We start from the raw sequence: 24,310 nt of genomic DNA on the forward strand, positions 1-24,310 counted from the left end.
ATTGTCAGCCATTTCTTTTTTTATATCTATCTTGATGACATTGGACGAAAGAGTCATTTCTTTCATATTTCTTTTTCTACAGGCTCGCCTTATAATAGAACATGGCAGGAAAATGAGCCAAGAAAATATTTATACTAGGAAGGCGATGTACGATGAATGAAGTGTTTACAGACCGGACACCGCCTCAAAACATAGAAGCTGAACAAGCTGTGTTAGGGGCGATTTTCTTAGAAGGCGAGGCCCTTGTAACAGCTACGGAACATCTTACCCCTCATGATTTTTACCGGGCTTCACACCAACGAATCTACCAAGTAATGATAAATTTAGCTGATAAAGGTGAGCCAGTTGATTTAGTAACAGTAACCTCTGCCTTGCAGGATGCACAGCTGTTAGAAGAAATAGGCGGCCTATCCTATTTAACGGATCTGGCTAATTCTGTACCCACTGCAGCAAATGTTGGGTACTACAGCCAGATTGTTGAGGAGAAGTCGTTACTGCGCCGGCTTATACGGGCAGCCACAAACATTGCTTCTGAAGGCTATGCAAGTGAAGAAGAGGTAGAAGATATACTAAGTGAGGCTGAAAAATCTATATTAGAAGTTTCTCAGCGTAGAAGTACAAGCGCTTTTGTATCCATCAAGGATGTCTTGATAGAAACCTATGATAATATTGAAATGCTTCAAAACCGAGGAGAAGATGAAGTTACGGGAATCTCCAGCGGATTTGTGGAGCTGGACCGAATGACTGCCGGGTTTCAGCGAAGTGATTTAATTATTGTGGCGGCAAGACCTTCCATGGGAAAGACTGCTTTTGCTTTGAATATTGCTCAAAACGTTGCGACCAAAACGGAGGAAAACGTGGCCATTTTCAGCCTGGAGATGGGAGCATCCCAGCTCGTGCAGCGTATGCTTTGTGCAGAAGGAAACATTGATGCACAAAAAATGCGGACAGGGGCTTTGGAGGAAGAAGATTGGGAAAAACTAACTATGGCAATGGGGAGCCTTTCAAGGGCTGGAATTTATATAGATGACTCTCCGGGTATTCGTGTCGGAGACATCCGCGCTAAATGTCGACGGTTGAAGCAGGAACAAGGCCTTGGAATGATTCTGATTGATTATCTTCAATTAATCCAGGGAAGCAGTAAAGGCGGGGAAAGCAGGCAGCAGGAAGTTTCAGAGATTTCGAGAAACCTGAAAGCAATTGCCCGTGAGCTTGACGTTCCCGTCATTGCGTTATCTCAGCTTTCCAGGGGAGTAGAATCCCGCCAGGATAAACGACCAATGATGTCTGACTTGAGGGAATCTGGAAGTATTGAGCAGGATGCTGATATTGTTTCCTTCCTTTACCGTGAAGATTATTACGACAAAGAAGCAGAGAACCAAAACATCATAGAAATTATCATTGCAAAACAGCGTAACGGACCTGTAGGAGCGGTAGAGCTTGCTTTTATTAAGGAGTACAATAAATTTGTTAACCTTGATCGAAGCCATGATGACAGCTTTGCTCCTCCGGTAGCTTAGGCAGAACTAGCCTTAAGAGGATCTTTCTCTGTATGTTTTAAGAATCTTAGCTGAAACTAAGGAAGATTCTTAACGATACAGAGGGGATGTTTCTTAAGGTTTTTTTCTGTACCGGAAATAGGAGGAGAAAAATCACGTATTCTTATGGCGGTCTGTGTTTCTCTTCTCAGATACATAATTATAACGAACATATGACTTTGTCAATTACAAAAATGTTCGGGTTTTGTTGACTTGCTTATGGTAAGTTGATACAATATGAAAGGGTTTTTAGGAGAAAAAACTTCTTAAATGAATATCTGCCTGCACAGAACCTTTTGGAGAGTTTTTCGTAACAAAAGGTGTGTTTTGGCTTATAAGAGAGTGGTTGTACATACTTTTTGGAGGTGGACGCTTTGTCGTCAGTAGTTATTGTAGGTACACAGTGGGGAGACGAAGGAAAAGGAAAAATTACAGATTACCTCTCGGAAAATGCAGAGGTTGTGGCTCGATATCAAGGCGGAAATAATGCCGGCCATACGATTGTGTTTGGCGGAAAGAAATATAAATTGCATTTAATTCCATCAGGAATTTTTTATGATGATAAAGCTTGTGTGATTGGAAATGGAATGGTAATCGATCCGAAAGCGCTTGTGGAAGAGCTGGCTTATCTTCATGAAAGAGGTGTAGACACCAGCAATTTGAGAATCAGCAATCGTGCTCACGTGATCCTGCCTTATCATATTAAATTGGATGCCGTAGAAGAAGAAAGCAAAGGTACCAATAAAATTGGAACAACCCGCAAAGGATTGGTCCTGCATACATGGATAAAGCAGCAAGAATCGGGATTCGCATTGCAGACCTTCTGGATAAAGAAGAGTTTGAGGAAAAGCTTGAAAGAAATCTTAAAGAAAAAAATCGTCTTCTTGAAAAGATTTATGATGCAGAAGGCTTTAAGATCGAAGACATACTTGAGGAATACTATCAATACGGTCAGCAAATCTCAGAGTACGTGGCTGACACATCTGTTGTGTTAAATGACGCGATTGATGAAGGGCGCCGCGTATTGTTTGAGGGTGCACAAGGGGTTATGCTGGATATCGATCAGGGGACTTATCCGTTTGTCACTTCTTCTAACCCTATTGCAGGTGGAGTGACGATTGGATCAGGTGTTGGTCCCTCAAAGATTGATCACGTGGTAGGGGTGTCTAAAGCGTATACTACACGTGTAGGAGATGGCCCGTTTCCAACTGAATTGCATGATGAAACAGGCGACCAGATCCGTGAGGTTGGTAATGAATACGGAACTACCACTGGACGTCCAAGAAGAGTAGGGTGGTTTGACAGTGTAGTTGTCCGCCATGCAAGAAGAGTAAGCGGACTGACTGATCTTTCTTTAAACTCCATTGATGTATTAACAGGAATTAAAACCTTGAAGATTTGTACAGCGTATAAGTACAAAGGTGAAATTATGGAGGAGTTCCCGGCAAGCTTGAAAGTATTAGCTGAATGTGAACCTGTCTATGAAGAACTTCCAGGGTGGGAAGAAGATATTACAGGCGTAAAGTCACTCGGAGACCTTCCTGAAAATGCCCGCCATTACATTGAGCGGATATCTCAGTTAACGAACATTCCTTTAACCATTTTCTCTGTTGGACCAGACCGGAACCAGACAAATCTTGTCCGGGGCGTGTGGGGAAGATAACAAAGTGCAGGAACAAAGGAGAAAGGAACTTTCTTTCTCCTTTGTTTTTTTCATACTTTTCCTTTTCATGGACAGGGCGGAATGTTAAAATAGGTACAGAATTTAAGGAAGAACAAAGTTTTTAAAAAAGAATATAGATTTCTTCTTGCATTAAAAAAACACCTGTGATACTATTAATCATGTCGCCGAAAACAAAGCATAACTGCTTGCGAGACACACAGGAGCCATTAGCTCAGTTGGTAGAGCATCTGACTTTTAATCAGAGGGTCGGAGGTTCGAATCCTCCATGGCTCACCATTTAATTACATAATACATAAGTTTTATGATATGGAAAGTGACATAGAACACTTCTTTTCCTGTAAGCCCGTTGGTCAAGTGGTTAAGACACCGCCCTTTCACGGCGGTAACACGGGTTCGAATCCCGTACGGGTCACCATTTCATTTCATAAACTGGGCCTGTGGTGTAGCGGTTAACATGCCTGCCTGTCACGCAGGAGATCGCGGGTTCGATCCCCGTCAGGCCCGCCATGTTTAGGCTCGATAGCTCAGTCGGTAGAGCAGTGGACTGAAAATCCACGTGTCGGCGGTTCGATTCCGTCTCGAGCCACCATTTCATACTCTTTGAGTATGTTTTTTTATAGGAATAATTGAATGTAAGTGAAAATTGACACTGCGCGGTTGGTAAACCGGGCAGTTTTTCAGTAAATAAAGGGAATAACCCTAGATTAACAGAGAAAAGACGGCAGATAAGGAAGTATTTCATTAACAAGATAACTTCCCCTGCTCGCTATGTTACAATAGAAGCTGAATTAACGATCCAACGCTTCTTTATGCTGGGCGATTAATCTTTTAGTGATGAAGAAATGGAGCGGATGAGGATGGACAAGAAAATTCTTGTTGTCGACGATGAGCAGCCGATTGCTGACATTTTAGAATTTAGTTTAGATAAAGAAGGTTTTGAAGTACAAGTGGCTTATGATGGAAAAGAAGCAGTAGAAAAAGTGCACGAATTTGAACCTGACTTGGTGCTTCTGGATATTATGCTTCCCCATCAGGATGGAATGGAAGTATGCAGAGAAATCCGCAAGCATTTTGAAATGCCTATTATTATGCTTACTGCCAAAGATTCAGAGATTGATAAAGTACTGGCTTAGAGCTTGGTGCAGATGATTATGTAACAAAGCCTTTTAGTACCCGGGAATTAATTGCCAGAGTTAAAGCTAATTTACGACGCATCAAGCCCCTCCTGAAGAAACAGAACAAAAGCAAAAGGACATTCAATTTGGCGATCTGCTCATTGATCCGGATGCGTATCTCGTTTCTAAGCGAGGAGAGCCTATAGAACTTACACATCGAGAGTTTGAACTGATCTATTATTTAGCAAAGCACATTGGACAAGTGATGACGCGAGAGCATTTACTTCAAGCTGTTTGGGGATACGACTATTTTGGTGATGTACGAACAGTGGATGTAACTGTACGCCGGCTCCGTGAAAAAGTGGAGGATAATCCCAGCTACCCTACGTGGATTATTACGAGAAGAGGAGTAGGCTACTATTTAAAAAACCCTGAACAGGAGAAATAACCATGAAAGCTATCGATTTCTTTAAATCGATTAATTTTAAAATCGTAGTAATCTATGTATTGCTGCTTATTATTGCGGTACAAATTATTGGTGTCTTCTTTACGAATCAGTTAGAAGAACAACTCGTGGATAATCATTTTTCCATGCTGGAGGAACGGGTTAATTTACTTGAGTATAATGTGGCCCAGGAAATGGTCAGGACCAGAGGGATGATGATAACTCGTTAGAGAGAGATATCAGCATCCTTTTAAATGAGTTTTTTACTATTGATAACGCTACAATTCAAGTTGTTGATGCTAACCAGGTAGTACGGGGCACGTCTCTGAGCCAAAACCTTGTAGGGCAGCTCAACACTGAAGTCAGAGTCAAGAGAGCCCTGCTTGGAACAGAAGATGAAGATATCCTTCTTGATCCTCAGGGAAACCGGATATATGTGATGGCGCACCCGGTTCGTGTGGACGATACAATTGTGGGAGCGATTTATATCGAAGCTCCTATGGAAGAACTGTATTCAGAGATGCAGGATATTAATAACATTCTAGCTACGAGTACCTTTATTGCCCTGGTCGTGACAATGATTTTGGGAATATTTGTGGCCAGAACCATTACGAGGCCTATTGTAGATATGAAAAAGCAGGCCAGAGTTATGTCTGAAGGTGATTTCTCTCGTCGTGTAAAAGTATACGGCAACGACGAAATCGGGCAGTTGGCCATTTCCTTTAATAATATGACCAGAAAGTTAAAGGATGCTAATGCGACGACAGAAGGAGAGAGAAAGAAACTAAGCTCTGTGCTTACTCATATGACTGACGGCGTGATTGCAACCGATGAACTGGGCCGTGTTATTTTAATGAATAAGAGAGCAGAACAGCTTTTAAACATATCCAGTGAAGATGTAGAAGGGGCCTCCCTTCCTGATTTGCTCAGGCTGTCGGAAACCATTGCACCAAGTGACCTATACGATTACTCAGATTCAATTTTGCTGGATTTCAGTGAGCAGGAACAAGAGTATCTCCTGGAAGCAAACTTTTCGGTAATCCGTAATGAAGATGGACCGGTTAATGGTTTAATTACTGTGCTTCATGATGTAACAGAACAAGAGAAGATCGATCGTGAACGAAAAGAATTCGTAGCCAACGTTTCCCATGAACTTCGAACACCTCTTACCTCTTTGAAAAGTTACTTAGAAGCTCTTGAGGATGGCGCGATGCTTGATGATACGCTGAGACAGCGCTTTTTAAAGGTGACCCAGAATGAAACGGAACGAATGATCCGTCTTGTTAATGATCTGCTGCAGCTTTCAAAAATGGACAGCAACGATTTAAAACTTAACTACCAGTCTTCAGATATAGGCAGCCTTCTTCATGAAATCGGCGATCGTTTTGAAATGGTGACGAAGGATAAAAACATTGAACTAGAACGAGTGATTCCTTCTTATCCTGTTTACATTGACATGGATCAAGATAAGATGGTGCAAGTGTTTGATAATATCATTTCAAACGCAGTGAAATATTCTCCAGATGGCGGAACAATTACCCTAAAGCTCCATCCACGAGGGCAAAATATAGCAGTAACTGTTCGTGATGAAGGAGTAGGTATACCAAAGGAAAATCAAAAGAAAATCTTTGATCGATTTTACAGAGTAGATAAGGCAAGGGCTAGGAATTTAGGGGGCACAGGTCTTGGGCTTGCTATTGCCAAGGAAATGGTTCAAGCTCACGGTGGTCACATTGGTGTGCGCAGCGAGTGGGAAAAAGGAACGACAATTATCGTTACTCTTCCGTATTCTGTCTATAAAAAAGCAGGTGTTAACGAATGATTGAACGGGTGAAATCTGGCCTCCTCACAATTCTAGTCATTATTAGTTTATTTTTAACGTGGCTCATGTGGACGTACCAGCCTGATTATGATCTTTTGCAAGGTACTGAGCCTATTGAAAGTGACCCTTACGGAGAGGAATTAAACTACGATGAGGTAGTGTGGCCTGAACGCATGATCCTTCATACACAATTGGGGAGCACCATGGTGGACGGCCAGGAATCTTTGTTTGTTTCTTTTTATGAAACCCTTCTTGATGCTGGGTTTGAAGAACTCTCTGTCAGCACCTCTGTAGATACTGAAAACCTGTATGACGCGGAATCAGGAATTGAACTGATATTTCCTGCTCCTATTCCCAGTGAAGTGTTAGGCGAACTTTTTGAATTTGAAGAAGATGAGCCTTATTTAACGGTTGGGTCGGCAGATCGTTTTCTCTTTACTCACGATGAGGAAAACGAGGAGATACTGGCACATTTGATTTCATATGAGGAAGATTTAGTAATTGAAGCATCTACCACTTTGAGTGTTTCTGATTTTGAAAACCAGTATTTGAACCGTGCAGGGTCTTACCCTGAGGTATTTGCTCATCAGGGGAACGAAGGGAACGAAGAAATACCTCGAATACACTATCTGCCGGAAAACCCTTTAACTTATCCGCATGTACAATATACGAGCGTAGAGCTTCAAGCTGAGCCTTTTATCGATTACTTGTTTAGTGACCCGACGTATGTAAAGCATTACCGCCAGGAGAATGGCACAGAGTCCTTTACCGACGGGAACAGGATGATGAACTTAACTAGAAATGGCCGGTATTTAAATTATATTAACCCAGTGTTCAGCGACCATGGAACTGCCAGTCAGCAACATGTGGTGAACACATCCTTTGACTTCATCAATTCTCATGGAGGGTGGACCGATCAGTATCACCTCTATTCCTGGAGTCAAGATGCGGACCAGGATGAAAGTAGATTTCGCTTGATTATAGAAGGGCTTCCTGTGTTTGAAAGTAATGGAGTGAACAGAACAAGCTTATTTGTTACAAGGTCTGGCACCCAGACATCTCGTTATTCTAGACCGATGTATGATATAGATGTAGAAGAAGAGCCCATTGAATCCACTCCATATGAACTGCCCGCTGGACAAGAGGTGCTGGACTATATTGAGCAGCATACTCCATTTAGCGAAGAGGAAATTGAAAATATTCGTGTAGGCTACCAGATGGACAGGCACAACCTCGTCCTGGCCTTTGAACCCATGTGGTTTGTGAAATACAGAGACTCTTGGTATCCGCTTGAAATTAATAATTCAGAGGGGGAGGAGCATGGACTGGAGTAAAACAAAAACCATCTTCATTGTTACGTTTCTCCTTCTTAATTCTTTTCTGGTCTATCAGCTTATTCAAAAACAAAATGCCAGTGAACTAAACGTAAGAGCTGAGATGACTTTGCAGCAGCGTTTTGAGGACAATAATATTCGCATTACTGAAAACCTTCCCGATGAAATCAATGAAGGACGACACATAGTTGGGAAACGCACACCCGTCCCTCAGGAAGCAATAGATGCAGTAGACGAAGAAGAAATTCTTTTTCCTGATGAACATGCCATGGGGGTTGTCCTGGATGAGCCATACTCAATTTCCAATGATAATGTGAACGAGGACATTGGGAGCTTTTTAGAATCGGAGATATATAACGGTGAACAGTACCGCTTTGCCAGCTGGGATCAGGAGAATCAAAATCTGGTATTCTACCAAACCTACCAAGGCAGCACGGTATACACTGATCAGGAAGAGCAGCTGGTACTGTTTTTAAATGACGAGGGAGATGTGACGAGCTACCTTCAAAGCTTCCTGGAAGTGGAAGAGCACGGGAGAAAGCGTGAACTCCTTTCTCCTTTAAAAGCAATTGAAAGCTTGTTAAATGAGCAGCTTCTTACGTTCAATTCTGTCGTCAGTCAAGTGGAACTTGGGTATTACAGTTATTTCAGTCCTCTTGGAGAATCCCAGGTGTTTGCGCCGATGTATCGCATCGAAATTGATGAAGAGTCTTTTTATCTGGTCAATGCCATAGATGGTGGAATTCAGGAGTTAACTGATTCTGCCACCAGGAGAATGAAGATACTAGTGAAGAGTCCAGGGAAAATGAAGAGGAATAAACGGAGTGAATACAATGTCTTTAAAGTGCAGTGTACTAGCAAGCGGGAGTACAGGTAACGCATCTATGTAGAGACAGGCAAACAAAGACTTCTCATTGATGCGGGTCTGAGCGGAAAAAAAGTAGAACAGCTCCTGGCCAAGGTTTCTTGTAATCCTAAAGAGCTGGATGGCATATTAGTATCCCATGAACACAGCGATCATATAAAAGGGGTAGGAGTGCTTGCGCGTAAACATGGCATTCCTGTTTATGCCAACAGCCTAACCTGGAAAGCCATGGACAGCCAGATAGGAACAGTTGATCCAGGACAGAAGTTCCACTTTGAACGAGGAGAAGTGAAAAGCTTTAAAGATCTTGACGTGGAATCTTTTGGAGTTTCCCACGATGCTGCTGACCCGATGTTTTTTGTTTTCCATCATGAGGGAAAAAGCTGACGCTTGCTACCGATATGGGGTATGTCAGTGAACATATTAAGGGTACCATTCAAAACTCAGACATGCTTATCTTTGAGTCCAACCATGATATGAATATGTTGAGAATGGGGCGTTACCCTTGGAATGTCAAAAGACGGATTTTAGGGGATTTAGGGCACGTATCAAATGAAGATGCTGCGTTGGCTTTGGCCGAAGTAATCGGTGATAATACATCAAGAGTGTATCTGGCTCATTTAAGCCAGGATAATAACATGAAGGAACTGGCTCGAATGACAGTGTCTCAAATGCTGGAAGAGAAAGGACATGGAGTAGGCAGTGAGTTTCACCTTTTGGATACGGATCCTTATACGCCTACGTCCTTAATTGAAGTATAAGCAAGGTTACAATAAGAAAAGTGTTTCGGTCTAGTACGGCGGAGACCGCTGTCAGGCTGTTGAGAAAGTGTTCTCAACAGCCGTTTTTATCTTCTTCAGCAACGTGATATATAAGCAGGTGAACTTTTAAGGTGTAAAAATACAGAGAGTCGGACACCCTAACATCATAATTATGGAAAATATTCTAAAACGTTTTTCTCATATAGACAAATGAGAGCAACCTTTTTAAAATAAGATCACAGCCCTTCCTCATAAGGTTGTCGTCGTTACATTTGTCCATATGGTTTGAATGAACAGAGTCTAAGAAAAAGACTGCAAGAGAAGAACTGGGGAAAGGATGATGATGAGGATCATGGGTTATTATGATGATCATGCTCACAAAACTAGAAGTGGAAACAAAGGCAGACGCGGGCTGATATGGGCCGGTGTTACAGGGGTAATATTAGGAGCGCTGCTCGTAATGTTTTCTGTTCCTTTTTTTACGACCGATCAGGCTGGCACAGCAGAGAATCAGTCCAGTCCTATCACTAATGAGGAAACGGTTGAAGAAAGTCCTAATCAGCAGCATGTCAGTTTAAACGTAACTTCAGATATAACGGAAGCTGTCGATCAGGTTTCCGGAGCAGTGGTAGGAGTGTTTAATCTTCAGCAGTCAGACTTTTGGGAAGAGTCGGGCATGAATGAAGGGACCGGGTCAGGAGTTATTTATAAAGTAGAAAATGGCCAGGCTATATCGTTACAAATCACCATGTGATTGAAGGAGCAAGCCAAGTAGAAGTGAGCTTGGCTGATGAAACAAGGATGGAAGCAGAAATAGTAGGTTCTGACATATTAACTGATTTAGCTGTCCTGCGAATTGATGGGGAGCCTGTAGATACAGTAGCAGAGTTTGGTGACTCGGAAGCTCTCCGTGTTGGAGAACCGGCAATTGCCATCGGAAATCCATTAGGATCTTACCTGTCAAGCACGGTCACGCAAGGAATTATAAGTGCAACCGAGCGCAGCATTCCTGTAGATTTAACGGGAGACGGTCAAATAGACTGGCATGCGGAGGTGCTGCAGACAGATGCAGCTATTAATCCAGGAAACAGCGGGGGAGCGCTCATTAACATTAACGGCCAATTAGTAGGGATTAACTCCATGAAAATTGCTCAAGCAGCAGTAGAAGGAATTGGATTTTCAATTCCTACCTCAGTGGCGGTTCCTGTTATTGAAGATTTAGAATTATATGGAGAGGTTCAGCGTCCTCAATTGGGTGTAGGGATCAAATCTCTCGCAGAAATACCAAGCTATCACTGGCAAGAAACTTTAAACCTCCCGGAAGAAGTTGAACATGGAGTGTTTATAACGAGTGTAGCAAGCAATTCACCAGCTGAAGAATCAGGTCTTCAGGAGTACGATGTGATTGTCGCCTTAAACGGAGAAGAAATTGTGGACGGTCACAGTTTAAGACAATTTTTGTATTCTGAAGTTGAAGTGGGCGATACGATTGAAGTGGAGTTCTATAGGAACGGAGAACTTCAAACTATTGAAGCGACTCTGATGGAAGAAGTGCAATTTTAACAGGAAAGAACACGGGGCTGGCTCAATTTGAGCACAGCCCTTTTTTTGTTACAGATCTCTGCAGAGAGCGGGACACTGAGTCTGTTTTAAAAGAAATGGGGCTTCGAATGTGGATAATTTATAGAGAGGAAGGGCAGAAAATAAATGAAGGAATGATGAATGGGAACGGCTTTGAACTAGCCATCCCTGTGGATAACTTGTTACAATAATAAAATGGAAAGGAGAGTTACTTTTGATATATTGTTGCGAAACACATGTGGAAATGGCACTTGATGATATTGTCGATCGTTCGGGAGAAATGCCGATATTTGAAAAAATAGAAGAAAATAAATTATCCACAGCCTGTTCCTATTGCAAAAATCTTGCCGCATACACAGTCAGCGAGCAATGATTGGACAATGGTTGTGTATATGTGGATAACCTTTGTGGATAAGATAAGTAAAGGTGGATAACTCTTGTGAATATAACAATTATTGCTGTAGGGAAATTGAGAGAAAAATTTATGAAGCAGGGGATAGAGGAATATCACAAAAGAATGACAACCCTGGCTAATGTGAAAATAGTAGAAGTGGCTGATGAAAAAGCTCCGGACCAATTAAGCGAAAAGGAGCAAGAGCAGGTCAAAGACAAAGAAGGAGAAAGAATTTTAGCTAAGATCCCACAGCAAGCCTATGTCATCGTCTTAGATTTAAAAGGCGAGATGCTGAGCTCTGAAAGTCTGGCAGAGAAATTAAATCATTTGGCTTTGCACGGAAAAAGCAAAGTTGTTTTTGTCATTGGCGGATCTTTGGGTATCAGTGAGAGTGTCCGCAGGCGGGCAGATTTCTTATGGTCTATGTCAAAACTTACATTTCCTCATCAGTTAATCCGGGTCATAGTAATGGAACAAATATATAGAGCATTTCAAATTAACCGGGGATCTTCTTATCATAAATAAGCGGATGCCTGTGTACAAGGCACCCGCTTACGTTAGGTATTATTCTGTTGAGGAGACGGTGTTTTGGTCAAGGAGGGTAACTTTAACACTTACATCAAGAGTCTGGTTGCCTCCACGGTAAACTCCTTGAAGAGGACTCACGTCAGCGTAGTCACGGCCTGTACTCACGCGAATATGATGCTCCAAAGCTTCTACATTGTTTGTGGGGTCAAGTCCTACCCAGCCAATACCAGGCACCATCACTTCAACCCATGCATGGTGGCAGAGTCGCCAATTAAAGCAGAATTTTCGCCTACATAAAGATAACCGCTGACATAACGAGCAGGGATGTTTTTCGCCCGTAAAATACCGAGCATCACATGAGTAATATCCTGGCATACCCCGTTTTTTAAGTCAAAGGACTCTCGTGCAGGAGTGTTGACATCCGTTGTTTCACCGTTGTACGTAAAGGTATCATGCAGATGCTCCATGACATCAATGGAAAACTGAACTGGATTATCCATTTCTCCCACTGCTTTTACAACCTGTTCTACCTGTTCTGGCGTAACATAGGTGTAATGGGTATCATTTAAAAAGGACAAATAATGAAGGCGGAATAACTCCGAATGAAAGATAGCTTTCATTTCAGGTGAATAATCAATCCGATGAATAAAAGGACTTCGCTGAATGCTTACAATTGAAGTTGTTTTCACTTCAAGGTGTGTGTGCTGTTCAGGAATAAAAAAGGTTTCCACATAGTTCCCCCACAGATCAATATGCTCTTTCGTTAAAGAAGAAGGCTGGATCTCTGTCCGGTAAGACAGCAGACGCTGGACTTCATCTGTGGTAGGCTTAAGCCTGATCGTATTCATGCTCTGGTCTACGACAGTCTCATAATCAAACTTATTAGTATGTTCGATTTGATATTTCATCGATGATCGACTCTCCATATTCTGTTGTTGATGAGGATGCTGTGTTTTCCCCACTTTATAGGAAGTGTTGACGGGTTCTACTAAATAATACGTCTTTGAAAAAATTTGTCCAATTTCATTGCAGCGATATTGAAAGTGATTTAAAAAGTTACTTAACTCCTGAAGACTTAGCTCTTTAATTTTAACCTCGTTAAACTCATCCATCAAGTTATCAAGCGCGGCATACATCTCCCACGAATAGTGTGAAACTTTCCCTTCCTCAAGCTCAAAGATTGCTTCCCGAACATGATCCATACAATACTTAATGGACCTTGGAAAGTTTTCGTCTCCAATTAAAAATGACAGGATTGTTTTTGGGTCCATAATTGGAGGATGCTGCTTTAAGTATGCTTCATAGCCGTTAACAAGCTGAAGAGCGGTTCTCCAGTAATAATAATACTCTTCCTGATATTCGGCATCAGAGGTAGGAATGTTTTTGCAGACACAATTCAGGATTCGTGCCGTTTTGTCAGCTCGCTCGAGCCACTTTCCTATTTTAATCATTCGATAGGGAAGCCCACGGGACATAGACGACTCAATAACTCCTTGAGCAGTAAGAGAGGCCATTTTCATACGCTGAAGATAATTTTGAATGTCTTTTTTGGACCATTTCTCTTCTTTTGATTCTAGTACGTACAAGTAAAAATCATTCCAGATTTCCCAAAAATCATTTGGGAGATGATCTCTCGTTATGCGGGCATTTTCCCTGGCCGAGCTTATGCAAGTGGTAATGGAATTAATGTTTTCTTCAGAAAAAGCCAGGTAATTGATAAGAACTTCTCCATCATAAATATCTGAGTGGCTGAATTTTTCGAATTCTTGAATGGAAGCGCATATCTCAAAAATGACTTCCCAATCATGGTTGGCGTACGTTTCTTCATCAGAAGCCTCCAGCATTTGGATAAGCTTTACACTTAATATTCTGGCATTGTTTTCTGCTCTCTCGATATTCCGGGACATCCAATATAACGAATCTGCAACACGGCTTAGCATTTACTGATCGCTCCCTTCACCCTTTAATACCCATGTGTCTTTTCCTCCTCCGCCTTGTGAGGAATTAACGACTAATGACCCTTCTTTAAGAGCTACACGTGATAAGCCCCCAGGAACAACGTGGGTGCTCTTTCCCCGTATGACGAAAACCCTTAAATCAACATGACATGGGTAGAATCGTTCTCCTTGATAAGCAGGGGCCCGGGATAAATTGATAGTGGGCTGGGCAATGTACTGGTGAGGTTCTTCGATGATTTTTTCTCTGAACATTTCAATTTCTTCTTGCGAGGCGTGAGGACCAATTAGCATGTCGTATCCTCCGGAAGCTCCAACGTTCTTTACAACCAGCTGTTCCAGGTTCCTAAGCACCCATTCACGCTGATCAGGCTCACGGAGACGGTACGTATCAACATTTGAAATGATTGGCTCTTCGTTCAAGTAATAACGGATAATATCAGGTACATAAGCATAGATGGCTTTATCGTCGGCAATTCCATTGCCTATCCCGTTTAATATGGCCACGTTTCCGCGCCGGTAAGCTTCTAATAATCCAGGCACGCCCAGTGCAGAATCCGGACGGAATGCTTTGGGATCCAGAAAGTCATCATCAATGCGCCGGTAAATAATATCTACTCGCTTTAACCCTCGGATCGTTTTCATGTAGACAACATGGTTATTTATAACTAAGTCCCGGCCTTCCACCAGCTCAATTCCCATTTGCTGAGCCAGAAATACGTGGTCATAGTAAGCAGAGTTATACATACCGGGAGTTAACAGGACGGCGCGTGGCTGGGTACCGCTTTTTGCGGTTTTTGGGACATGTGCCAAGGCTGCTTCATGTAAATGAGAAAGTTGGTGTTCTAGGGTGTGGAGGGAATGATTGGCAAAGAATTCGGGGTATACTTGTCTCATCACGTACCTGTTTTGATAGACATAGGACATCCCGGAAGGGTTTCGTAAATTATCTTCAAGAATCAGGTATTTTCCTTCTTCATTTCTGATAAGATCTATTCCAGCTAAAAAAATATGGTTATTTAAAGGAATCTCCATTCCTTGTACCTGCTTTTGGTAATAATAAGGGTTGTCTACAATAAGCTCTCGAGGAATCACACCATCATTAAGTATTTCCTGCTCATGATAAATATCTTCCAAAAATTGATTCAATGCTTCCGTTCTTTGAATCATTCCTTTCTCTATCAGTGCCCATTCTTCCGGAGGAATGACAATAGGAATGAAATCAAATGGCATGGTTCGTTCTGTGCTTATATTTTCATTGTACACAGTGAAGGTAATTCCTTGCCGTAAAAAGGAAAGCTGGGCTGTCTCATGCTTTTCTCTGAGCTCCATTTCTGAAAAGTTTTGCAATGTATGATAAAAGCGAGAGTAGTGATCCTTTGGATCTCTGTTGGGTGTAAACATATGATCAAAAAATGGCTCAGTTTTGTATGAATTGAACAATGTAAGATCACTCCTTTTTTTCCATGATACTGTAAATGTAAATTTGTTCAAGTAGATTTTTGAAACTTTCAAACTATTTTGTAGATGATTGGTATTTTTTGTTACGTTTCAGACGGTACATGAGGTAAAGAGCAGCCAATAGCGCTAGTAAAGAGAATATTGCAAATTGAAAATTTTGGAACCATTCATAAGCAGCTTCAATATTGCCCAGCTGTCCTATATAAAACATGACTAAAGCTGTAGGAAAAATACCTATGAAAGTTAAAACTCCATACCGAAGCGGAGTGATTTGACAAAAAACAGCGACGTAAGCAATATATCCCGCACCAAGCATTCTCCCTGCTGCTAAGGCCCAGTCCCCGTGTTTTTCTACTAAGCGGACCATTTTCTTAATACTGGGTTTATTAACATGTCGTTTTAAAATGTAATCATATCGCTGAGACAACAAGTATGGGATATAGCTGACAGCCACATAGCATATAGAAACGGCGAAACTCAGACCGACCAATTCCCACCCACCTGGATCTAAGATATAACCATAAGCGAGAATGAAAATCCCCGCAGGAAAGGGGATCGAAAGAGCCTCGATGGCTACTCCTAAAAATAAACCTATAATGCCGAGCTGTCCTAAAATCTCCAGAGCATATTCAATCATTGGTGTTCTCCTTTAATTAATACGAAATAAATACCATTGCTTTCCTATACCCTTTTTTTCTCACTAGTTACCTTGATTAATTTGTAAATAAAAGTTTCAAGATGCCACTGAGACAATACATCTGCCTTATTGATAAATACAACTATCTTTGTGCTCTGGCCTTCAGTTCGTTAAGATAAGTATGATGTCAAATGAAGGAGTGTTGTGATATGAGCCTGGAATGGAGAGAGCTATTAGAAAACGCCAAGAAGTGGGCCGTAGAAGCTGGAGAAGAACAGGTCAGCCGGCTGGAAGGCCGATGAAAATGGAATCAAAAACCTCTGATATAGATTTAGTCACAGAAGTGGATGTTTGGTCAGAGGATTTTATTATGAATAGGATTAAAGAAACGTATCCCGATCATGGCATGGTTACTGAAGAAAGCGGGGAACATGCCGGTGAAGCCGAATATGAGTGGGTGATTGATCCTATTGATGGTACGGTCAATTATGCAAGGGGCCTTCCTGTTTTTTGCGTGTCTATAGGGATTAGATATAAAGGTGAAACGGTAGCGGGCGTAGTTCATGCACCTAGAATTGGCGAAACGTATGAAGCGGTGAAAGGAGAAGGTGCTCTGTTAAACGGCAGCAAGATTACTGTGTCTAAAACAAGTGAGCTTTCCAAATCTGTGTTGGGTACTGGTTTTCCATATGACAAGGGGACAGACCCTGATAATAATTTGTCCTACTTCAATGAATTACTTCCGAGAATTGGAGGTATTCGGAGAATGGGAGCAGCTGCCATGGATCTTTGCCAGGTCGCTGCAGGGCGTTTCGATGGATATTGGGAAATGAAGCTGAAGGCCTGGGATATTGAAGCCGGTGTATTAATTGTTGAAGAAGCAGGTGGAAGCACCTTTGTTAAAGATGAAGAAAAAGGTTTCTTTGTAATCGCAGGAAATGATGAGATTTTTCCACGATTACAGGAAGTAATTCAAAGGTAGCTCATGCAGGTGCAAGCGAGTGTCGTTTAATGATTATCAACAACAAAATGGAACTAAGCCATAAGATAAAAGATTCCCCCTGGGTTGTCCCAAGGGGAATCTTTTATCTAGCCAGAGTAAAGGAATAGCTAACGTCTTTATTGGCTTTAAATTCAGGGTGAGTAACCTGGCCAGAGATAAGGTACTCCCCATAAAAATTTCTGTGGAGATCGATTGTACCGGTATAAGTTCCATCTTCACTTGTGAAACCTTCTATTTGTTGATCTTTTCCTCTCGGAGCGTTGATAAGGAGGTTGATTTCAGCATCTTGTACCGCCTTGCCATTTTGGTTTGTTGTAGAAATGGTTACATCAAGTTTTCCATTAGCGGGGCTCTCGTGGTCAACTGTTACGTTTAAAGAGGGAACAAACTCTTCTTCCGCGTGTTCATCCTCGATTTCCACTTCTTTATTCATATGAGGGGCTTGTATAAGTCCATAACCATATCTATTAGTGGAACCGAGGTCAATCGTATAATGGTTTTGAAGCATTTCTCTTATTTCCTTGTGATCAGCATCAGGATAAGCATTTTTCAACAAAGCCAGATTTCCGGTTACATAGGGAGCTGCCATGCTTGTGCCGCTTAATCTTTCATAGTCCCCTGCCAAATAGGTGCTTAGTATTTGAACGCCTGGCGCGGCTGCTTCTACATCCGGTCCAGTAGAAGAAAAGGATGGCCGTTCATCATCCTGGTTCGTGGCTCCTACTCCAATAACAGACTCATACTTCGCAGGTACATCACGGTATCATTGTTTCCCCCGCGGTTACCGCTGTTTCCGGCAGACGCTACAACAAGCACTCCCGCCTCATAAGCCTCATTTACTGCTTTTTCAAGAGCAGTGGAGTGAGAGGATGTTCCAAGACTTAAGTTGATAATATCCATCTCCTGTTCTACCGCCCAGTCAACCCCTGCAGCGACATCAGACAAGAAACCAGAGCCGTTTTTGTCTAATACTTTTACACCGTAAATGTCGGCTTCATGCGCAATCCCAACTGTGCCTATGTCATTATTTAAAGCTCCTACAATTCCTGCTACATGGGTACCATGTCCATTTTCATCCGTGTAATCCTCGCTGTTTGTTCTGCTTCCTCCAAGAAAGGCAGCACCGCCTGCGATCTGTAAGTCCGGATGTTCAGCAATTCCTGAATCAAGTAATGCTATCTTCACGCCTGTACCCGTGAACCCTATTTCCCAGTCATTTTCTCCGTAAATACGTGTAAGACCCAGTCAGCCTCTTGGCTTTGTGAGTGAGCATGGACCAGACTGTCTTTTTCCACAGCTGTGACATGAGGGTTATTTGCAAGCCCGTTTGCTGCATTTTCATTCATTTCTACCACACTTACTGAAAAGGAAGAGAAATCGTGTACCACATCGTGCTGAGGTATATGTACTCTGTCCTTAGCTCCCTGATTTTCAAACGTTACCAGGTATCTTTCTTTTTTCTCCTGTCCGCTGCCATATGCATTCGAATTAAAACCGCTGACTGTTATAAGCAGTACGATTAATAAAGTTGAAACGATTACTCTCATATGTGCACCCCCCATTTTCATAGTAACAGAGTATCAACGAATCAGGAATAATTATCCATTAAATTTACAAAAAAATGCAGCCAGCAGGGCTGCACTTCCCATAAAGAAGTCAGGATTACAATGAATGGAAAATTAGCCTGGTTTTTTTAACCCTGCCTAAGGAGTAAGCCAATAACTAAAATACTGATAAAAAACAAAACAGCAAGAACACTGGTTACTAGTCCTAAAAGGGCAAGTATCAAGCCGCTTTCCTGGTTTTTCTTTATTTTAGCAAGGGAAATAGAGCCGAGAATCATCCCTGCTGCTCCTAATAGGAGTCCCAGCAGGGGAACAACAAGCATAAATGCTCCTGCTAACAGGCCAGTAACTAAAGATGCTAATGCTTGTCCATTTAAATGGTTTTGTTGCTGTGTTTTATTTGCTGTCACCGTTACGTTCACCTCTATTTTCTTTATATCCTGGCTACTATGCTACAATGAATTCATCACCCATGCTAGAAGGGGGAAGAACATGAGCATTCTGCACAATGATTGGGCTCTCCGCTTAGAGAATGAATTTTCTAAGCCGTATTATGTGGAGCTGAGAGAATTTTTGAAAAAAGAATACGAAACCAACACAGTTTATCCACCTATGGATGACATTTATAATGCCCTGCACCACACAACTTATGAAAATACGAAAGCAGTGATCCTGGGGCAGGATCCTTATCATGGCCCTAATCAGGCTCATGGTCTTAGTTTTTCGGTGCAGCCAGGGGTAACTATCCCCCCATCCTTAAAAAACATCTATAAGGAGCTTGAGGAGGACCTTGGATATCCGGCTCCTGATCATGGCTGTTTGACTTCCTGGGCAGAGGAAGGTGTGCTTTTACTCAACGCGGTTCTAACGGTCCGTGGAGGTGAACCTAATTCTCATCATGGAAAAGGATGGGAGCATTTCACCAATGAAGTGATACGGCACGTAAATGAAAAAAAAGAACCGGTTGTGTTTATCTTGTGGGGAAAAAATGCTCAAGCCAAAGAAGATTTGATTACCAACGAGCATCATTTAATTATAAAATCTCCCCACCCAAGCCCTTTTTCAGCCAAAAGAGGCTTTTTTGGAAGCAAGCCTTTTTCACAGGCCAATGAGTTTTTAGCAAAAGCAGGCCGGCCGGAAATCAACTGGTCTATTCCTGCAAGGGAGGATCTTGATGAAAAGAGATAAATTTTACACTACCCTTCATAACGGCACCAATATGCCTGGGTTGGCCTTGGTGTTTATCAGGCAGAAGAAGGGGAGGAAGTGAAAAATGCAGTAAAAACAGCGTTACAACATGGTTATCGAGGGATTGATACTGCCTCTTTTTATGGAAACGAAAGAGGGGTAGGAGAAGGAATTAAAGAAAGTGGTATTTCAAGAGAAGACGTATTTATTACTACAAAAGTTTGGAATGATGAACAAGGATACGAGGAAACCCTACAGGCCTTCGAAAGAAGCAGAAGAAACCTTGAAGTGGATACAATTGATTTATATTTAATTCATTGGCCTGTTCCCGGTAAATTTGAAGAGACCTGGAAGGCTTTAGAAGAGCTTTATAAGCAGGGGAAAGCAAGAGCGATAGGTGTGAGCAATTTCCAGCAAAACCACCTCGAGAAGCTTTTAAAGCAAGCTTCTATAAACCAATGGTTAATCAGGTTGAATTTCATCCTCGACTTTTCCAAAAGGACCTCCTTGAGTTTTGTAATAGTCATCGTATTCAGGTAGAGGCATGGAGGCCGCTGGGAAAAGGGAACCTTCTCAGTCACTCCGTTATCCAGAATATTGCTGAAAAATATAATAAAACACCTGCTCAGGTGTTAATTAGATGGTGCCTTGAGCACGAGGTGGCAACGATTCCAAAGTCAGTGACACCAGAGAGAATCAGAGACAATTTTGAGGTGTTTAATTTTTCACTTGATCCTGAGGATGTAAGCTCTATTGACGACTTGAATGAAAACCATCGTTACGGTTATCATCCTGATGAATTTCCTTATGATGATATGCAGGCTGATGAGCAGTAAATGACAAAGTTAAATGTCACGCATAAAAAGCCGTCTCGTCTTCTTACACCAGCCAGTGGATTCTTAAAAGGCTACAGCCATTCCTTAAATCCTTACATTGGCTGCTCTTTTGCCTGCTCATACTGCTATGTAAGGCAAATGCCTGTAAACCTGTTCAGAGATGGAGAATGGGGGACATGGGTTGAGGTAAAGGAAGAGTCAGCGGAAATGCTTCGTAAGGAACTTACCCGTGAAAAAAAGAAGTTGAATGTCCGGATTTTTATGTCTTCCAGTACCGATCCCTACCAGCCCGCCGAGGCCAGGGAAAGGATAACTCGCATGCTGCTTGAGGTATTGACCGAAGATCCTCCCGACTTTTTACTGATTCAAACAAGAAGCCCATTAGTATTGAGAGACATAGATCTTATCAAAAAACTCGAGAACAGAGTAAGGGTCAGTGTTAGTATTGAAACAGATGAGGACAGTGTCAGAAAAGCCATTACCCCGCAGGCTCCGCCTATTTCGGGAAGGTTAAAAGCGATACAGACCTTACAGCAACATAATATTCCTGTTCAAATTGCTGTCTCTCCTCTTCTTCCCCATTCACCACGTTTCCCAGCTCTTCTTGGGGAAATTGGAGAGAGGGTAGTGTTGATGATTACTTTCTTGGTGATGGGAGCGGTGGAAGACGTACAAAGAAGCTGAAAATACCGGAGCTGTACCACAAACATGGGTATGGAGAGTGGTATTCTCCTGAATGTCTTTCTCATTTTCTTAAACAGCTTGAAAAGCAAGTAAAGAAAAGCAGGATTTTTATTAGTCAGGAAGGGTTTTTGCCATAAGGAAGGGACTGTCTCAAAAGTAAACCTCTTGAGTACAGTCCCTTTCTTTATTACTTAATTACTTATTTACAGGCTGCTCAAGTCCTGCTTCAATCATACCAGTAATTTGCGGGTCATCAGGCTTTACATCGCTTTTAAAGCTTCCGAGAATTTCTCCGTCTCGTGATATGACAAACTTCTCAAAGTTCCAATCAATGCCTCCATCAGGGTCCGTTTTATCAATCAGCCATTCATAAAGTGGGTGTTTGTTTCCACCTTTCGCATGTACCTTATCAAAGACTTCAAAGCTCACGCCGTAGTTACTTTGGCAGAAATTTTGGATTTGATCAATGCTTCCTGGTTCTTGACCGCCAAAGTCATTAGAAGGAAAGCCTAATACATGAAAGCCTCTTTTGTGGTACTGTTGATAAATTTCTTCTAGCTGCTCGTACTGTGGCGTGTAGCCACATTCAGAAGCTACGTTTACGATCAGCAACACGTCGCCTTTATACTCTGCTAAGCTTTTTTCTGATCCATCTGCTCGTTTCACATCGATAGTGTAGAGTGTAGACATATGATTCCATACCTCCTTAGAGACAATTCTAGTACCAAATCTTCCCGTCTGTTGTTTTCTCAAAACCTCCCTTCAATGTGGAAGAGGATAAACTGCGATTATTACAAACTAGTACAAATTAATACCAAATGTTACTTTGTGTGAATAATGTAATACAAAGTATAACTTAATAATATTTTATACGTTTTTATGCAGTGGAAATTAATGGATACTATCAAATATTACTTAATATTATAAAGTAATATAATGTATTACACTTTGTATTAAAATGTATTACAAAGTAATATTAAATGTATGATAATGTATTACATTTCAAAAATGGGAAGTGTCTGTCAAATGTATTACATTGTATTAACAATGTGCTAACTATGTATTAAACCCTATTGACTAAGGGCTTCCGTTTGATAGAATATATATGTACCTTGGAAATTATCACTAATTGAAGGAGTTGTTGGATTCATGACACAACTATTAAAAGCGGGAGCCGATGCTGGTAATAACAGCCTGAAACTATGGGTGAAAGATAAAGAACCTATTAACATACCTACTGTTTACTCTCTTTATATGGGAGAAACGACTGAGTTGATGGATTTAGAGGACATTCCTAAGGAAGATTTACTTAATAATATTGATGTAACAATTAATTCAAAAGCCCTCTCAGAAAATGGCCTGAGATATGCAATCGGAAATAAAGTAATCGATGAAAATTTAGATGCGTTGGAACTTGAAAAGAAATCTGATAAGTCAAAAGATGAAATACCAGTCATTGTAACGTTAGCAGGCCTGGCTATTTCAGCAATGAAAGAGAAAGAAAATGAGGCCGCAACCATATTGATGTAACCTACGATCTGTCTGTAGCTCTTCCTGTCAGCACCATTACAAAGGAAAGCGCAGCTCATAACTCAGCAAGATATACAGGAACACATGAAGTTATTTATCACCACCTTCGGGGCGAAATGTAAAAGTAGTTATAAAAATACAATACTGCAAATGCCTGCCTGAAGGAGCATCCGCAGCCTGGGGTGTAGTGTATGATGAAAATGGCAAACTCACGGAAAGAAAGGTAGAGGCTGACGGAAGAGTAGCAAAGGTGAATTTCGCCGATAAAACACTTCTTCATTTTGATATTGGTTCAGGAACGACTGAAATTGTTGTAACAGAAGGCGTGAAGTTTAATCCAAAGCTTTCTGAAGGACTTGGGTATGGAGTGAAACATGCAATCTCTGAAATTATTAAACGATGGAATCGGAAAAACCCTAGAAAGAGCATAGATTCAATCGCTGAGTTTAATGAAATTTATTTTGATACAGAGCATCCAAGGCACAGCGCATTAAGAGAAGAATCAAAAACAGGCTCATGCAGCTTTCTAAGTTAATTAGTCAGGCAATCATCAACAAGATCGACGATATGAAAGATGACCCTATGTATTTATTTACGGCGGAGGAGCTGCAGTCCTTAAAGAGAATCTCCAAAGTATTTTAAGAAGTAAAGACAGAATGGTAAATGTAACCTTTTTAAAGGATCCATTATATGTGAATGCACGCGGTCTGTTAGTTTATACTTGCTCTCCTCGTTTTACTCAGCAAAAAGAAAAGGAATTAGGAGTGGAAACAGCCAGTTCGGCTAATAATTCTTTTAACAAAAAGAAAAACAACTAGGAGCCTAAAAAATGAGCAGGCGAAAAAAGCAGTACCAACAAGGTGAAAGAGCTACCATATATATAAATAGGGATGTCTCGCCTGAAATGCTTGAGTGGATTAACAAACAGTCTGATCTTTCTAACTTTTTTTTGTATGCAGCGAAAGAACTTTATAAGCAGACAGGTAACATGGACGTAGCTGAAATTCTTCCCAGAAAGATCAACTTTTCACTAGACGAAACGGCTGCTGCAAGTGAACATAGTTCCTCCTTTTCGAACCTGAAGTATTTTCCTTCTTATGAAGAAAAGGAACCACCGGAAAAAAAGTTACCCATTCTCCTTGATGAAGAAGAGGAAGAACAAGAAAAGGCATACGAAGAAGAAGTGGAACAGGAAGAAAGTGACGGGCAAGATGAAAGCTGGTCCAATTTAGAAATGGATGACGACGATCCCTTTGCCTAATCATCACCCGTAAATAAAATACAAGGTAAGGCTGCCTCCAGCGGACTGGGGGCAGCCTTCTTTGAGTTTCATGCTTTGCGGTCTGTTCATAAAAATATAAAATTTATTGAGCAAAACGGGCAT

The 24,310-nt window shown here is 41.5% G+C and carries 15 protein-coding genes, 3 tRNA genes and 9 pseudogenes; 19 read left to right on the forward strand and 8 right to left on the reverse strand.

Annotation, left to right across the window (positions count from 1 at the left end; genetic code table 11):
• The first annotated feature begins 152 nt into the window (after nt 1-152).
• The 13 genes and pseudogenes from dnaB (at nt 153) to rlmH (ending at nt 12,064) form a co-directional block, all read left to right on the forward strand.
• The gene (dnaB, locus tag JCM19033_RS10365; RefSeq protein WP_054636261.1) at nt 153-1,520 is read left to right on the forward strand and encodes a replicative DNA helicase; all 1,368 of its coding nucleotides are present in this window, start codon (nt 153-155) and stop codon (nt 1,518-1,520) included.
• A 392-nt stretch (nt 1,521-1,912) separates the two neighbouring features.
• A pseudogene (locus JCM19033_RS10370) lies at nt 1,913-3,201 on the forward strand (adenylosuccinate synthase).
• A 221-nt stretch (nt 3,202-3,422) separates the two neighbouring features.
• A tRNA-Lys gene (locus tag JCM19033_RS10375) sits at nt 3,423-3,498 on the forward strand.
• 155 nt (nt 3,499-3,653) lie between these two features.
• Nucleotides 3,654-3,729, forward strand: a tRNA-Asp gene (locus JCM19033_RS10385).
• A 6-nt stretch (nt 3,730-3,735) separates the two neighbouring features.
• A tRNA-Phe gene (locus JCM19033_RS10390) sits at nt 3,736-3,811 on the forward strand.
• 268 nt (nt 3,812-4,079) lie between these two features.
• Nucleotides 4,080-4,785, forward strand: a pseudogene (gene yycF / locus JCM19033_RS10395) (response regulator YycF).
• Between the two features lie 2 nt (nt 4,786-4,787).
• A pseudogene (walK, locus tag JCM19033_RS10400) lies at nt 4,788-6,604 on the forward strand (cell wall metabolism sensor histidine kinase WalK).
• Nucleotides 6,601-7,938 carry a YycH family regulatory protein gene (locus JCM19033_RS10405; protein ID WP_054636262.1) on the forward strand — a complete coding sequence of 446 codons (1,338 nt, stop codon included), beginning with the start codon at nt 6,601-6,603 and terminating at the stop codon, nt 7,936-7,938. The pseudogene walK and the gene JCM19033_RS10405 overlap by 4 nt, the downstream one beginning before the upstream one ends.
• Nucleotides 7,925-8,815 carry a two-component system regulatory protein YycI gene (locus JCM19033_RS10410; protein WP_054636263.1) on the forward strand — a complete coding sequence of 297 codons (891 nt, stop codon included), beginning with the start codon at nt 7,925-7,927 and terminating at the stop codon, nt 8,813-8,815. Before JCM19033_RS10405 ends, JCM19033_RS10410 begins: the two co-directional genes overlap by 14 nt.
• Nucleotides 8,772-9,564, forward strand: a pseudogene (locus JCM19033_RS10415) (MBL fold metallo-hydrolase). Before JCM19033_RS10410 ends, JCM19033_RS10415 begins: the two are co-directional and overlap by 44 nt.
• A gap of 352 nt (nt 9,565-9,916) precedes the next feature.
• Nucleotides 9,917-11,127, forward strand: a pseudogene (locus tag JCM19033_RS10420) (S1C family serine protease).
• A 232-nt stretch (nt 11,128-11,359) separates the two neighbouring features.
• A complete protein-coding gene (locus tag JCM19033_RS22185) occupies nt 11,360-11,518 on the forward strand; it encodes a CxxH/CxxC protein (protein ID WP_083465384.1) in 159 nt (52 codons plus the stop codon).
• Nucleotides 11,519-11,584: 66 nt separating this feature from the next.
• On the forward strand, nt 11,585-12,064 hold the full coding sequence (rlmH, locus tag JCM19033_RS10425) for a 23S rRNA (pseudouridine(1915)-N(3))-methyltransferase RlmH (RefSeq protein WP_054636264.1): 480 nt from the start codon (nt 11,585-11,587) through the stop codon (nt 12,062-12,064).
• 39 nt (nt 12,065-12,103) lie between these two features.
• Here rlmH and JCM19033_RS25625 read toward each other — a convergent pair whose 3' ends face one another.
• From JCM19033_RS25625 to JCM19033_RS10440, 4 genes are all read right to left on the reverse strand, one after another.
• Nucleotides 12,104-12,307, reverse strand: a complete 204-nt coding sequence (locus tag JCM19033_RS25625; RefSeq protein ID WP_269758123.1) for a transglutaminase family protein — start codon at nt 12,305-12,307, stop codon at nt 12,104-12,106.
• Complete coding sequence (locus JCM19033_RS10430; RefSeq protein WP_269758124.1) at nt 12,304-14,007, reverse strand: alpha-E domain-containing protein; 1,704 nt, start codon at nt 14,005-14,007, stop codon at nt 12,304-12,306. The genes JCM19033_RS25625 and JCM19033_RS10430 overlap by 4 nt, the downstream gene beginning before the upstream one ends.
• A complete protein-coding gene (locus JCM19033_RS10435) occupies nt 14,008-15,465 on the reverse strand; it encodes a circularly permuted type 2 ATP-grasp protein (RefSeq protein WP_054636265.1) in 1,458 nt (485 codons plus the stop codon). It lies immediately after the preceding gene.
• Between the two features lie 73 nt (nt 15,466-15,538).
• Nucleotides 15,539-16,120, reverse strand: a complete 582-nt coding sequence (locus JCM19033_RS10440) for a DedA family protein (RefSeq protein ID WP_054636266.1) — start codon at nt 16,118-16,120, stop codon at nt 15,539-15,541.
• A 298-nt stretch (nt 16,121-16,418) separates the two neighbouring features.
• Between JCM19033_RS10440 and JCM19033_RS10445 the strand changes: the two genes are divergently transcribed.
• Entirely contained in the window at nt 16,419-17,102 is a 684-nt protein-coding gene (locus tag JCM19033_RS10445) for an inositol monophosphatase family protein (protein WP_269758125.1), read from the forward strand.
• Nucleotides 17,103-17,205: 103 nt separating this feature from the next.
• Here the strand turns inward: JCM19033_RS10445 and JCM19033_RS25630 are convergent.
• The 3 genes and pseudogenes from JCM19033_RS25630 to JCM19033_RS10465 form a co-directional block, all read right to left on the reverse strand.
• Nucleotides 17,206-18,308 (reverse strand): annotated as a pseudogene (locus tag JCM19033_RS25630) (S8 family peptidase).
• 17 nt (nt 18,309-18,325) lie between these two features.
• The gene (locus JCM19033_RS10460; protein ID WP_054636269.1) at nt 18,326-18,670 is read right to left on the reverse strand and encodes a hypothetical protein; all 345 of its coding nucleotides are present in this window, start codon (nt 18,668-18,670) and stop codon (nt 18,326-18,328) included.
• A 146-nt stretch (nt 18,671-18,816) separates the two neighbouring features.
• Nucleotides 18,817-19,098, reverse strand: a complete 282-nt coding sequence (locus JCM19033_RS10465) for a hypothetical protein (protein ID WP_054636270.1) — start codon at nt 19,096-19,098, stop codon at nt 18,817-18,819.
• Nucleotides 19,099-19,180: 82 nt separating this feature from the next.
• On the opposite strand from JCM19033_RS10465, the gene JCM19033_RS10470 reads away from it, so the two are divergent.
• From JCM19033_RS10470 to JCM19033_RS10480, 3 genes and pseudogenes are all read left to right on the forward strand, one after another.
• Nucleotides 19,181-19,876: a uracil-DNA glycosylase gene (locus tag JCM19033_RS10470; protein WP_054636271.1), complete on the forward strand. Its 696-nt coding sequence runs from the start codon at nt 19,181-19,183 to the stop codon at nt 19,874-19,876.
• A gap of 78 nt (nt 19,877-19,954) precedes the next feature.
• Nucleotides 19,955-20,712 (forward strand): annotated as a pseudogene (locus JCM19033_RS10475) (aldo/keto reductase).
• A pseudogene (locus JCM19033_RS10480) lies at nt 20,713-21,533 on the forward strand (radical SAM protein).
• 58 nt (nt 21,534-21,591) lie between these two features.
• On the opposite strand, the gene JCM19033_RS10485 reads toward JCM19033_RS10480, so the two are convergent.
• Nucleotides 21,592-22,086, reverse strand: coding sequence for a glutathione peroxidase (locus JCM19033_RS10485; protein WP_054636272.1), 495 nt, complete (start codon nt 22,084-22,086; stop codon nt 21,592-21,594).
• Between the two features lie 459 nt (nt 22,087-22,545).
• Between JCM19033_RS10485 and JCM19033_RS10490 the strand changes: the two are divergent.
• Both JCM19033_RS10490 and JCM19033_RS10495 read left to right on the forward strand, forming a co-directional pair.
• Nucleotides 22,546-23,744 (forward strand): annotated as a pseudogene (locus JCM19033_RS10490) (peptide ABC transporter substrate-binding protein).
• Between the two features lie 11 nt (nt 23,745-23,755).
• On the forward strand, nt 23,756-24,187 hold the full coding sequence (locus JCM19033_RS10495) for a hypothetical protein (protein ID WP_054636273.1): 432 nt from the start codon (nt 23,756-23,758) through the stop codon (nt 24,185-24,187).
• Nucleotides 24,188-24,310 lie beyond the last annotated feature (123 nt).

This window comes from Thalassobacillus sp. C254 (assembly GCF_001310615.1).